The organism is Paraburkholderia sp. GAS42, from assembly GCF_050436565.1.
Lineage (GTDB): Bacteria > Pseudomonadota > Gammaproteobacteria > Burkholderiales > Burkholderiaceae > Paraburkholderia.
In genome coordinates this window covers 165899-179360 of sequence record NZ_JBNDML010000014.1, presented here as the reverse complement: position 1 = coordinate 179360, position 13462 = coordinate 165899, and the positions used below count along the sequence as shown (strand labels likewise).

Here is a 13462-nt window from a genome sequence, read left to right as displayed (position 1 = left end):
AACCTGAACCCTCCGTTCGAACCAGAGAGACACCTGCAATGAAACCGCGTGAATCCCAAGGCATGTTGCTTGGCCTCATCGGCGTCATGATCTTCAGCCTGACGCTGCCGATGACGCGAATCGTCGTACAGGAGTTTCATCCGCTGCTGAATGGCCTCGGCCGCGCGCTCGTTGCCGCGATTCCCGCTGCTGCGCTGCTGGCCTGGCGTCGCGAGCGCTGGCCGACGTGGCCACAGGTGAAAAACCTCGCTGTCGTTTCGCTGGGCGTGATCATCGCGTTTCCGGTGTTTTCCGCATGGTCGATGAAGACCGTGCCCGCTTCGCACGGCGCAGTCGTCAACGGCTTGCAGCCGCTGTGTGTCGCGCTCTATGCGGCATGGCTGTCGCACGAGCGGCCGTCGAAGGCGTTCTGGGCGAGCGCGATTGCGGGTAGCGCGATTGTCGTCGCGTTTGCGTTGCAGTCGGGCGGCGGTTCGCTGCAGGCAGGCGATCTGCTGATGCTCGTCGCCGTCGGCATCGGCGCGCTCGGCTACGCGGAAGGCGCACGCCTCGCGCGGCAGATCGGCGGCTGGCAGGTGATCTGCTGGGCGCTCGTGCTGTCCGCGCCGTTCCTCGTGATTCCGGTCGGCTGGCTCGGCTGGGAACATCACGTGCAGCATCCCGGCCCGGTCGCGCTGAAGACGTGGCTCGCGTTCGGCTACGTCACGCTGTTCTCGCAGTTCATCGGCTTTTTCGCGTGGTACGCGGGGCTCGCGATGGGCGGCACGGCACGCGTCGGCCAGGTCCAGCTGCTGCAGATTTTCTTCACGATGGCGTTTTCCGCCCTCTTCTTTGGCGAGCACGTCGCGGCATCGACATGGCTTTTTGCCGCCGCCGTGATCGCCACGGTCATGCTCGGCCGCAAGGCGGCCGTGCGCACCGTGCATGTGCCCGCGCGCGCTGCCTGGCGAGACGCGCGATAATCCCTGTCCTGACCGACCAATTTCAGTTTCAGTTTCAGCACCCGCAAACGAGGAGACTATGGACCAAAGCGACCTTCAAGCCCCGACGTGCCAACTGTCCGAACGCGCGCGCAAGCTCACCAGCTCGGCGATTCGCGAAATCCTGAAGGTCACCGAGCGGCCGGAAGTCATTTCGTTCGCAGGTGGCCTGCCATCGCCCGCCACCTTTCCGGCCGAACGGATGCGCGAAGCGTGCGACCGCATCCTGCGTGACGCCCCTGCCGCCGCGCTTCAGTACAGCGCGACCGAAGGTTATCTGCCGCTGCGCGAATGGATCGCCGCGCGCTATTCGGTGAACGGCGCCGTGATCCGTCCGTCACAGGTGCTGATCACGACCGGCTCGCAGCAGGCGCTCGATCTGCTCGGCAAGGTGCTGATCTGCAAGGACAGCCCGGTGCTCGTCGAAACGCCGACGTATCTCGGCGCGCTGCAGTCGTTCTCGATGTACGAGCCGCACTACGTGCAGGTGCCGACCGACGACAATGGTCTGGTCGCCGAAGCGCTCACGCCTGAACTGACCGCCGGCGCACGTCTGTTGTACGCGCAACCGAATTTCCAGAACCCGACGGGCCGCCGTCTGCCGGTCGAACGCCGTCGCGCGCTCGCCGCGTTTGCGAAGACCGCGCCGTTCCCGGTCATTGAAGACGACCCGTACGGCGCACTCGACTACGCGGGCGAGCCGCTGCCGACCATGCTGTCGTTGTCGCCCGATCACATCGTTCACCTTGGCTCCTTCTCGAAGGTGCTGGCGCCGGGTCTGCGGATCGGCTACATCATTGCGCCCGAGGAACTGCACTTCAAGCTGGTGCAGGCGAAGCAGGCCACCGATCTGCACACGCCGAGCTTCACGCAGCGCATCGTGCATGAAGTCGTGAAGGATGGCTTCCTCGACACGCACGTGCCGACGATCCGCGCGCTCTATCGCGATCAGTGCGCCGCGATGCTGGCTTCGCTCGAACGCTACATGCCGGAAGGCGTGAGCTGGAATCGCCCCGAAGGCGGCATGTTCGTGTGGGTCACGCTGCCCGCGCAGATGAACAGCATGAAGCTGCTCGAGGAAGCGGTCGCGCAGAATGTCGCGTTCGTGCCGGGCGGCCCGTTCTTCGCGAACGAGCCGCAGCACAACACGCTGCGTCTGTCGTTCGTGACCGTGCCGCCGGCAAAGATCGACGAAGGCGTCGCGAAGCTGGCCGCACTGATCCGCGCGCGGATCTGAACGGGGTGATCGAATTTTTCATCGAATTTATCCAGAGATAAAAGGACACGTCATGGCTCAAGCAAATGTGTATGACCGGCTGAAGGAACTCGGCATCGAACTGCCGCAGGCAGGCGCGCCGGCCGCCGCTTACGTGATGAGCGCGCAAAGCGGCAACACGGTGTTTCTCTCCGGCCACATTGCGAAGAAGGACGGCAAGCCGTGGGTCGGCAAGCTCGGTGAAACGCTGTCGACCGAAGAAGGCAAGGTCGCCGCGCGTTCGATCGCAATCGACCTGATCGCCACGTTGCATGCGCATGTCGGCGACCTGAACCGCGTGACGCGCATCGTCAAGCTGATGAGCCTCGTCAATTCGACGCCCACCTTTACCGAACAGCATCTCGTGACGAATGGCGCATCGGAACTGGTCGCGGATGTGTTTGGCGAACGCGGCAAGCACGCGCGCTCGGCTTTTGGCGTTGCGCAGATTCCGCTTGGCGCATGCGTCGAAATTGAAATGATCGCTGAAGTGCAGTAATACCTTTTTGCCTTTCCGGCTTTGATGCTTTAGAAGCCGTGCGGTACTCCAGACGCGCCGCGCTCGTTGTTCAGACCGCGGCGCGTCTGTTTTTGATAGCGCGACTAAAGGGGCGATTTAAATATGAAGAATCGCGCTTCTTCGAATTGAACATCCAACCCGGGCAAAACTTATGCTTAGCCGCTTCAAGCAGGTCGATGTGTTTACCCTTGCCCCGTTCAAGGGCAATCCGCTTGCCGTGATCCTCGAGGCCGACGATCTGACCACCGATCAGATGCAATCCATCGCACGCTGGACGAATCTGTCAGAGACCACGTTCCTGCTGAAGCCGACCGACCCATCCGCCGACTATCGGGTGCGCATTTTCACGACGGGCGGCGAGCTTCCCTTCGCGGGACATCCGACGCTCGGCACCGCGCATGCGCTGCTCGACAGTGGTTACACACCCAGGCAGCCAGGCAGGCTCGTGCAGCAATGTGGCGTCGGTCTGGTTGAACTGGCCCGGCAGGAAGCCGACGTCTGGGCCTTCGCCGCGCCGCCGGCCCGTGTCACGCCCCTTCCTGAAGCGCAATACGCTGCGTTGCAGACGGCCCTGAAGACCGATGCGATCGACTTCAGTGCGCCGCCCTGTGCGGTCGATAACGGCGCGCCGTGGCTCGTCGTGCGCCTGCAATCCGCCGAGGCCTGTCTCACCCTGACGCCTGACCCGCATGCGCTCGCCGCGATCGCGCATGCCGCCGATACGCACGGCCTTGCCGTCTATGGGCCGCATGCCGCCGGGGGTCCCGCGACGTTCGAGATCCGCTGCCTGATGGCTGGCGGCTCGTTTGGCGTCGGCGAAGACCCGGTGACGGGCAGCGCGAACGCCGCGCTTGCCGGTCTGCTGACACAGCAAAACCGCCGTCCCGGCGGTGGGTATACGGCCCGTCAGGGCACGGCCATCGGCCGCGACGGCCGCATCTTCGTGACCTATGACGACGCAGCCGGCAAGACGTGGATCGGCGGCTCCTCGGTGACGGTGGTGGACGGCACGTTCAGGCTGCCCTGAACCACTCGACCTGCCGGCGGACAACCGTGATCCCCGCATATAGCAAGGACCCGCTTCATAAGCGGTACGCCAGCGAACACGCGATGGTTTTCCACGGTTGCCCACAAAATGCCGCAGGCAGACAACCTCGCGCGCACTTGATGCGTATCGGATAAACCAGCAGCCTTCGATGCAGTCATCTCCTTGCATTGAAGGCCCGTCTGCTCACGTTGCCGTATTCGACGAAACCCTTCAAACGTGCGCAGGGTGCGAATCACGCGACAAAGCCAATGAGCCGTGCCAGGTATGCGCTCGCGTGCCTGGCCGGACGAGCGTATACCCGATGCGCGGACGCTTCCTTAATCTGTGGGCATTCAGTAATATCGAAAGGTCCCGGTGACCAACGGACTTCGGCACGACGCCACGCCCTCCTACCCCGCGCACCCGGTACCCCGTTCATCATGCAGCCTACCTCGAACCTCGCGCAGTCGACGTACCCGGAGCCGCTGCTGCGAGGCACGTGCCAGTGGTCCGCGCGATGAACTATTCCCGCTTTTCCACGATACGTGACGCAAGACTCCGCGACCCTGCGGTGTCGCGCCGTCGTGCGCTCCTTGCCATTCCCGCGCTCGGTGTACTGGTACTGGTCCTGTTGTGGACAGTCATCTTCGCGCGCCTGTCAGTGGAGAAAGAGACGACCTCGCGGGAAGCCATGGCATCGTCGGCGATTCTGTCGGCCGCGCTTGAACAGCACACGGTGAAGGCCATTCACCAGGTCGACCAGATCACACGCTTCGTCAAATACGAGTTCGAGAAAACCCCTAATCATTTTGATCTGTCGAGCACGGTCGAGAAAGGCGTCGTGCAGAGTGAGACGCTCGTGCAGGTGTCATTGATCGATGAGCGCGGCATGTTGATCGCGAACACCGCCGACCCCAATCCGAAACGGATCGACCTCTCGGATCGCGAACACTTCAAGGTGCACGAACACGAGGACGACGATGCGCTCTTCATCAGCAAGCCCGTGCTCGGACGCGTGTCCGGACACTGGACGTTGCAGATGACGCGCCGGCTGAATCATCCGGATGGCTCGTTCGCGGGCGTGGTCGTCGTGTCGGAAGACCCGAGCTACTTCACGAGTGACTTCTACAACAACGCGGCGATCGGCCGTGACGGCGTGATTGCCGTCATCTCCGATGCAGGCACGGTGCTCGCGCGCCGCACCGGCAGCGCCGAACATGCTGCGGGCTCGTTCTCGGCAAGCGGCACGTATCCGACATCGGAACATGTGTCGGGCACTTACGTCGATCCGATCGACAAGGTCACACGCATCGTGTCGTACCGGCATATCGATGGCTATCCGCTCGGCGTGCTGGTCGGTCTCTCGCAGGCAGAAGAGTTCGCCGACTACAACCACACGCGCAACGTCTATCTGCTCATGGCGGGCTTCATCTCGCTCGCGATGCTGAGCTTCTTCGCCGTCGCGACCGGCTTGATCGGCAAGCTGCTCGGACGCGAGCGCGAGATGACGCATCTCGTCGAATACGATCTGCTGACGGGTCTGCGCAACCGCTATGCCACGCTGCAGAGCCTGCGCCATGATGTGGCGTTGCCGGTGAACGTCGGGCGCCTCGCGATCCTGTTCATCGACCTCGACAACTTCAAGACCGTCAACGACACGCTCGGCCACAACGCCGGCGACATCGTGCTGCAGATGACCGCCTCACGACTCGCGGACGTCGTCGGCGATCGGGGAGCACTCAGCCGCATCGGCGGCGACGAATTTGTTGTCATCGTCAAAGGCGAGAACGTCGAAAAGCGGGCCGTCGATCTCGCCGAGGCGACGGCCGAAGTCTTCGCGAAACCGTTCGAAGTGCGCGGCAGCGCATTCGTGCTGCACGCGAGCGTCGGCATTGCGCTGTACTCGGTGGCGAACGAAAGCGAGATCGATCTGCTGAAGAAAGCCGACCTCGCGATGTACAGCGCAAAGGACGCCGGCAAGAACTGCTACCAGTTCTATTCGCCGCAGCTGTCGCATCGCGCGGACCATCTGATGAAGTGGGAGCAGCAGTTGCGCGTCGCGCTGAACGAGGGGCAACTGTTCCTCGCGTACCAGCCGAAGATCGATCTCACCCGCCGGTGCATCACGGGCTTCGAGGCGCTGGTGCGCTGGAACCATCCACAGCACGGCCTGATCCCTGCCAACGAGTTCATTCCGGTCGCCGAATCGACTGGCCTGATCGTGCCGATCGGCGACTTCGTGATCGACACGGCATGCCGGCAGCTGGCTGTGTGGCAGCAGCAGGGCTACGACTCGCTGTCGCTGGCGGTGAACATCTCCGCCGTGCAGTTCTGGCGCGGCGACCTGTATCAGACGATCTCGCGGGCCATCGAGGAAACCGGCATTTCCGCGCGGCGCCTCGAACTGGAAATCACCGAGACGGCGATGATGGAATATCCCGATCTCGTCTCCGAAAAAATCTTCGCGCTGAAGCGTCTTGGCGTGCGCATCGCCCTCGACGACTTCGGCACCGGCTATTCGTCGCTGTCGTACCTGAACCGCTTTTCGGTCGATACGTTGAAGGTCGACCGCTCGTTCGTGCAGGCCATTCCCGGCGACCGCAGCGTCTGCGTGATGGTCACGGCGATCGTCAACCTTGCGCGTTCGCTGGGTCTGACGGTGGTGGTCGAAGGCACGGAGACGGAAGAACAGATCGCGTGGCTCGCGGCGCTTGGCCATATCGAGGCGCAGGGCTTCCTGTTCTCGCGACCGGTGCCGGCGGATGGCATACCGGCGCTGCTCGAACGGTTTGGCGTGTGCGGGATGCCGGACCGTCGTGTGACGCAGGAACCCGATCTCGACAGCGTGGGCAGCGCGCCAGGCACCAGCGGACTGTCTGCGTGAGTGCAGCGGTTGCGCTCCGTGAGCACGACGCAGCATCCGCGCAGCACGGATTGTCAACGCGCGACATGCTGTCCATACTGCGCACGGTGAGCCACATTCCCGGCCGGTCAGAACGAAACGAGACGACACGCGCACCCGGCACGACCGGCGCGGATTTGCCATGCACATGATGACAACGAGGGTCGCTGCCCGACGGGGCGAGCGCGAACCGCTCTGGACCCTGTTCAGGGTGGTGTTCGGATTGTCCGCGCTGTCGTGGGGCGGTCTCGCACTCATGGCGCAACTGGAACATCACTACGTCGAACGCGAAGAACGACTGTCGCGTCTCGCCTTCTCCGATCTGATCGCGCTTGCCTGGATGGTGCCGGGGCCCGTCGGCTGCAACGTCGCCGTGCAGCTGGGGTACACGTTGCGCGGACGCTCGGGCGCATGGATCGCCGGCATCGCGAGCGTGCTGCCCTTCTTCCTGGTCATGACTCTTTTCGCGATCTTCTACCGCACGCCGCTCGTCCACGCGGCGGCGTCGGAGACGCTCATCAATCACTTCAGCGTCGTGCTGGCGACGCTGATCGGCGTGACCTGGTACAAGCAGACGCGAGCGCTTGTGCGAGGCCGCCTTGAGTGGATCGCGGCCCTCCTGTCATGCATCGCGCTGACTTATGCGCATAGCCCGGCGGCCTACGTGCTCATGCTGGGCGGGGCATTTGCCGCAGGCTGGCTGAGGAGCCCCGCGCACCCGGTGCAGCTCGAAGTGTCGCTTGACGCGGGCGATGGCCAGTTGCTGGTGGGGCTGGCCGCGCTTATTGTGCTGTTCGCGATTCCGCTGCCGCAGCGGTACGAATCCACGCTGCTGTGGCCACGCCTCGCAGGTGCGGGCATGACGTTGTTTGGCGGCGGGTTTTCAGCGTTACCGGTGCTGAAGACGCTGTTCGTCACGCCGGCCATCGGGGTGTCGAACAACGATTACACGCTGGCGTTTTCGCTGTCGCCGTTGTCGCCGGGGCCGCTTCTGAATGTGGTGCCGTTCATCGGTTATCTGATCAACGGGTGGGCGGGCGCACTGATCGCGACCATCGCCTTGTTCGTGCCGTCGGGCTGTCTGGTCGTGCTGGCGCAACGACATCTGCATCAACTGAAGGCGCATCCGCGATTCGAGCAGGGCATGCGTGTGCTGCGGGCGGTGACGACTGCATTTCTGGCGGTCGCCGTGCTGAGGATCGTGCAGCGCGTGCCGCTTCAGCCGGCGTATTGTGTGACCGCCCTGTTTTCGCTGGTGTGCTTCGCGCGGCTGAAGGTGCCCGTGTACATCGTGTATGGGACGGTGGCGATCGTCTGTGGCGTGTGGCTTTTCTATGCTCACGTCGTGTGAAGCCGGTTGACTTCGTATGACGCCGGGCTTCGCTGCCCGGTCAATGGTCGGCCAGTTCGCGGACTGAAACGCGATTAAAACCCGCGCGACATCACGGCAAACCCGATCGTCACGACGCCCAGCACCAGATTGATCACCACCAGACGCCGGACCGTGCCAACCGCACGAGCGCCATCTGGCCAGTTCTGAGCCTGCACAGCACGACGGATGCGCGGGAACACGGCAAAGCGGATATGCCCGAAGAGCAGCATCATCACGATGCCGAGGCCAGCCATGGCGTGCAGGGTCCACGACGCATGACCGCCGCCAGACTGCATCAACAGGAAACCACCCGAGATCAGGATCACGAGCACCGCGGCCGCAACCCAGTTGAAGAAGCGCCCGAAGACCGATTCCCACAGCGGCAGACGCAGTTGCGGAGAAAGGTCGGCGAGCGCCGGCCGCAGGCAGAAGTGTGCGAACACCATGCCACCGACCCACACGGCCACGCCGAGCAGATGCAGAAACAGCGCGAGTTCGATGGCTTTGTTCATGGTGTTTTCCCTGTGCGGTGTAGAACTGTCGCGCTTCGTTTGAAGCGTTCTTGTGAAGCGTTCTATTGAGCGCATTCGACCACGGCTCAGCCGCGCAGTTCATCTTTATGTTTTATTTCGACTCTGCCCGCGATGAGAGTCATCGGCGGCAGGGGCCTTGCTTCACTTGATTTCGCTTCGCTTCACGCGATATCGACGGCCGCGCTCCCTGGTTGCGGCGCGTGAACGACGAAGGACACATACGATATGTCCTTCGTCACCGGACGGCTCGCCTTTCGGACAACGCTCAGCCTGCCAGCGCCGGCCGCAATGCCTGCACCTTCAACTTCGTGTCCGGCGCGCGACCCTTGCGCGCCCGCTTGCCGACATGTGGCGCCAGCGCTGCGCCAGCCAGCGTTTCTTCCTGCTGCTTGCCACCGCGCCCCGTGCCGAGCAGGACGACGCCGGCCTTGCCGATCGCCAGTGCCTGCGTGAGCGCTTCCTTGTCGTCCAGCGCCATCAGCGTGACGCCGCGTCCGCCACCGGAGAGCGTCTTCATCTCGTCGAGTCCGAACACCAGCAGACGGCCACCGCCCGACAGACACGCCACCTGAGTCGCATCCGGCAGCATCGGCATGGGCGCGAGCGGCGTCGCGCCTTCGTCGATCGTCATGAACGACTTGCCGGCCTTCACGCGGCTGACCATATCGCCGACCTTCGCGACGAAGCCAAAGCCGTTGCTCGATGCGAGCAGCAACGCCTGATCCACCGAAGCCGCGTAGTAGTGCATCAGGTGCGTGCCCGACTCGAGTTCGATCAGCGACGTAACCGGCACACCATCGCCACGCCCGCCCGGCAACGTGGCGACCGACACGGAATAGACGCGACCCTTGCTGCCCCACGCAATCAAAATGTCTGGTGTACGGCACTGGAACGCTGCGTAAAGGCCATCGCCGGCCTTGAACGTGAAGCCGGCCGGGTCGAGTGCATGGCCCTTCAGCGCCCGCACCCAGCCCTTCTGTGACACCACGACGGTCACCGGTTCGTCGACGACACGCGCTTCGAACGTCGCGCGCTTTTCCTGCTGGATCAACGTGCGGCGCTCGTCGCCGTACTGCTTTGCGTCGCCTTCGATTTCCTTGATGAGGAGACGCTTCATCGCGGATTCGCTGCCGAGCAGTTCTTCGAGCTTCGCTTTCTCGTCGCGCAATTCGGACAGTTCCTTCTCGATCTTGATCTTCTCGAGCCGCGCCAGTTGACGCAGACGAATCTCAAGAATGTCCTCAGCCTGACGATCCGACAGACTGAACGCCGAGATCAGCGCGACCTTCGGCTCGTCGGATTCACGAATGATGCGAATGACTTCGTCGATATTCAGGAAGACGATCATCCGCCCTTCGAGAATATGGATCCGGTCGTCGACCTTCATCAAACGATGCTGCGTACGGCGTGTAACAGTCGCAAAGCGAAAGCCGATCCACTCGCCGAGAATCTCGCTGATCCCCTTCTGACGCGGCCTGCCATCTGAACCCACCATCACCAGATTCAGCGACGCGTTTGATTCGAGACTGGTATGCGCGAGCAGCGTGTTGACGAACTCGGTCTGGTCGATGCGGCTCGACTTCGGCTCGAACACGAGACGCACGGGCGCGTCCTTGCCCGACTCGTCGCGTACGGCATCGAGCAGCGCGAGCATCGTCTGCTTCGTCTGCAACTGCTCGGGCGTGAGTGTTTTCTTGCCGAGCTTGATTTTCGGGTTGGTCTGCTCTTCGATTTCTTCGAGCACCTTCTGCGCGGCGGTGTTCGGCGGCAGCTCGGTGATGACGAGCTGCCACTGACCGCGCGCCATCTCCTCGATCTTCCAGCGCGCGCGCACCTTCAGGCTGCCGCGGCCGGTTTCGTATGCGGCGGCGATTTCCGCTTCGCTGGAGATGATCTGGCCGCCGCCGGGGAAATCCGGACCCGGCACGAACTGCATCAATTCGGCATGCGAGAGCTTCGGGTTGCGGATCATGGCGACCGCCGCAGCCGCGACTTCACGCAGGTTGTGCGACGGGATTTCCGTCGCGAGACCCACCGCGATCCCGGATGCGCCATTCAGCAGCACGAACGGCAGACGCGCCGGCAACAGCTTCGGTTCTTCAAACGAGCCGTCGTAGTTCGGCATGAAATCGACCGTGCCCTGGTTGATTTCATCGAGCAGCAGCTTCGCGATCGGTGTGAGACGCGCTTCCGTGTACCGCATCGCGGCGGCGCCGTCGCCATCGCGCGAACCGAAGTTGCCCTGGCCGTCGATCAGCGGATAGCGCATCGAGAAATCCTGCGCGAGACGCACGAGCGCGTCATACGCCGACTGGTCGCCGTGCGGGTGATACTTACCCAGCACGTCACCGACGACCCGCGCCGACTTCACTGGCTTCGCGTTATCAGCGAGGCCCATCTCGTTCATCGCGAACAGAATACGGCGCTGCACGGGCTTCTGCCCGTCGCAGACGTCGGGCAGTGCGCGACCCTTCACCACGCTCACCGCGTAGTCGAGATACGCGCGTTCCGCGTAGTTGCCGAGCGTCAGGAAATCGCCGGCCGGTACCGCTTCGGTGAAAAGATCGGGAGTGTTATCGTCCATCTGGATGTCGTGTCCGTGTTGTTGCGTGAGGGCATGCGCTCGCGGGATGCGTTAGCGCGCTCGCTCAGATATCCGCTTCGACTTCGTTGCCCTTCTCTTCGAGCCAGCTGCGACGCGACGCCGCTTCGCCCTTGCCCATCAGCATCGTCATGCGTGCGACGGTCGCGTCGAAATCGAGCGCGCCGAGCGCAACCGGCGACAGACGCCGTGTATCCGGGTTCATCGTCGTGTCCCACAACTGTTCGGCACTCATTTCGCCGAGGCCCTTGAAGCGGCTGATTGTCCATTGCGATTCGCGCACGCCGTCCTTGCGGAGCTTGTCGAGAATCGCTTCGAGTTCGCCTTCGTCGAGCGCGTACAGTTTCTGCGCCGGCTTCTTGCCGCGCGCGGGCGCGTCGACACGGAACAGCGGCGGCCGCGCCACACACACGTGACCGCGCTCGATCAGTTGCGGGAAATGCTTGAAGAACAGCGTGAGCAACAGCACCTGGATGTGCGCGCCATCGACGTCCGCGTCCGACAGGATGCAGATCTTGCCGTAGCGCAGATTCGACAGATCGATCCTGTCGTCGGGACCATGCGGATCGACGCCGATCGCCACCGAAATGTCGTGCACTTCATTGTTGGCGAACAGGCGATCACGTTCGGTTTCCCACGTGTTCAGCACCTTGCCGCGCAGCGGCAGGATCGCCTGATATTCCTTGTCGCGGCCCATCTTGGCCGAACCGCCTGCCGAATCACCTTCGACGAGGAACAGTTCATTGCGGCCAATCTCCGTCGATTCGCAGTCAGTCAGCTTGCCAGGCAGAACGGCAACGCCCGAACTCTTGCGCTTCTCGACCTTCTGGCCGGCACGCGTGCGCGCCTGCGCCTGCTTGATGACGAGATCGGCAAGCTTCTTGCCGTGCTCGACGTGCTGGTTCAGCCACAACTCAAGCGCCGGACGCGCGAACGACGACACGAGCTTGACCGCATCGCGGCTGTTCAGGCGTTCCTTGATCTGACCTTGAAACTGCGGATCGAGCACCTTGGCCGACAGCACAAAGGAGACACGGGCGAACACGTCTTCGGCGAGCAGCTTCACGCCCTTCGGTTGCAGATTGTGCATCTCGACGAAGCTCTTCACCGCCTGGAAAAGCCCTTCGCGCAGGCCGGATTCATGCGTGCCGCCTGCAGGCGTCGGAATCAGGTTGACATACGACTCACGCGTGAGCGGCCCTTCCTCGCTCCACGCGACGACCCATGCCGCACCCTCGCCTTCCGCGAACGTTTCTTCGTTCGAGCGCGAGCTTTCCGCATAGCGTTCGCCTTCGAAGAGCGGAATCAGCAGATCGCTACCCGCCATGCCTTCGAGCAGATAACCACGCAGACCGTCTTCGTACTTCCAGCTTTGCTGCTCGCCGGTTTTTTCGTTGACGAGCGTGACTTCGACGCCGGGCAGCAGCACGGCTTTCGAGCGCAACAGGCGTTGCAGTTCCCCGACCGGCAGATTCGCCGAGTCAAAATACTTCGGATTGGCCCAGGCGCGCACGCGCGTGCCCGACTTCTTGTCGCCGCGCGCAGCGGGACGCACTTCGAGCGGCTTGACGACGTCGCCATCGGCGAAACCGAGTTCGGCGATCTTGCCGTCGCGCCACACGGTGACGTCGAGGCGCGTGGACAGCGCGTTCGTAACCGACACGCCGACGCCGTGCAGGCCGCCCGAGAACGTGTACGCGCCGCCGGATGCCTTGTCGAACTTGCCGCCTGCATGCAGGCGCGTGAACACGATCTCGACGACCGGCACGCCCTCTTCCGGGTGCATGCCGAACGGAATGCCGCGCGCGTCATCTTCGACGGACACGGACTGATCCGTATGCAGCGTGACGGTGATCTGGCGACCATAGCCACCGAGCGCTTCGTCGGCGGCGTTGTCGATGACTTCCTGAATGATGTGCAGCGGATTTTCGGTGCGCGTGTACATGCCGGGCCGTTGCTTGACCGGCTCCAGGCCCTTCAGCACCTTGATCGACGCTTCGCTATACGCGGCGTTTGGCTTTTTCGTAGACATGGCTTGCTGTGGTCCGTCGGTTCATCGTTGTCCACAGGTCCTGTGGACATCTGCGTGGACAAACCGTTGAGTTTTCAAAAAAAGCGAAACGAAACAACGGGGTGAATTAGTGTGCCTGCCATTCGGGCAGCGTTTCTTGTTGACTGCCTGTGTTGCCGGTTCTTTGCCTGCTTCTTTCGTCGGCGGCTCGAGCTGGCCCGCTGACGGAAGCGTGTTCGCGGGGTATTTTACTGATTTCA

At 62.9% G+C, this 13462-nt stretch carries 9 protein-coding genes; 6 read left to right on the top strand and 3 right to left on the bottom strand.

Annotated features, from left to right (window positions below):
- The first annotated feature begins 38 nt into the window (after positions 1–38).
- The 6 genes from P3T16_RS21340 to P3T16_RS21315 all read left to right on the top strand — a co-directional run bounded on the left by P3T16_RS21340 (position 39) and on the right by P3T16_RS21315 (position 8035).
- Positions 39–962, top strand: a complete 924-nt coding sequence (locus tag P3T16_RS21340) for a DMT family transporter (RefSeq protein ID WP_429257898.1) — start codon at positions 39–41, stop codon at positions 960–962.
- 58 nt (positions 963–1020) lie between these two features.
- Positions 1021–2217: a PLP-dependent aminotransferase family protein gene (locus P3T16_RS21335; RefSeq protein WP_429343741.1), complete on the top strand. Its 1197-nt coding sequence runs from the start codon at positions 1021–1023 to the stop codon at positions 2215–2217.
- A gap of 52 nt (positions 2218–2269) precedes the next feature.
- Positions 2270–2734 (top strand): RidA family protein, encoded by a 465-nt coding sequence (locus tag P3T16_RS21330; protein WP_429343740.1) that lies wholly within the window; start codon positions 2270–2272, stop codon positions 2732–2734.
- Between the two features lie 172 nt (positions 2735–2906).
- Positions 2907–3782: a PhzF family phenazine biosynthesis protein gene (locus tag P3T16_RS21325; RefSeq protein WP_429343739.1), complete on the top strand. Its 876-nt coding sequence runs from the start codon at positions 2907–2909 to the stop codon at positions 3780–3782.
- A 517-nt stretch (positions 3783–4299) separates the two neighbouring features.
- Positions 4300–6666 carry a bifunctional diguanylate cyclase/phosphodiesterase gene (locus P3T16_RS21320; RefSeq protein WP_429343738.1) on the top strand — a complete coding sequence of 789 codons (2367 nt, stop codon included), beginning with the start codon at positions 4300–4302 and terminating at the stop codon, positions 6664–6666.
- 160 nt (positions 6667–6826) lie between these two features.
- Positions 6827–8035, top strand: coding sequence for a chromate transporter (locus P3T16_RS21315; RefSeq protein ID WP_429343737.1), 1209 nt, complete (start codon positions 6827–6829; stop codon positions 8033–8035).
- Between the two features lie 74 nt (positions 8036–8109).
- Here P3T16_RS21315 and P3T16_RS21310 read toward each other — a convergent pair whose 3' ends face one another.
- The 3 genes from P3T16_RS21310 to P3T16_RS21300 all read right to left on the bottom strand — a co-directional run bounded on the left by P3T16_RS21310 (position 8110) and on the right by P3T16_RS21300 (position 13223).
- Positions 8110–8568, bottom strand: coding sequence for a CopD family protein (locus P3T16_RS21310; RefSeq protein ID WP_429257892.1), 459 nt, complete (start codon positions 8566–8568; stop codon positions 8110–8112).
- Between the two features lie 286 nt (positions 8569–8854).
- A complete protein-coding gene (gene parC, locus P3T16_RS21305; protein WP_429343736.1) occupies positions 8855–11173 on the bottom strand; it encodes a DNA topoisomerase IV subunit A in 2319 nt (772 codons plus the stop codon).
- 64 nt (positions 11174–11237) lie between these two features.
- Complete coding sequence (locus P3T16_RS21300; protein WP_429257890.1) at positions 11238–13223, bottom strand: DNA topoisomerase IV subunit B; 1986 nt, start codon at positions 13221–13223, stop codon at positions 11238–11240.
- Between the last annotated feature and the right edge of the window lie 239 nt (positions 13224–13462).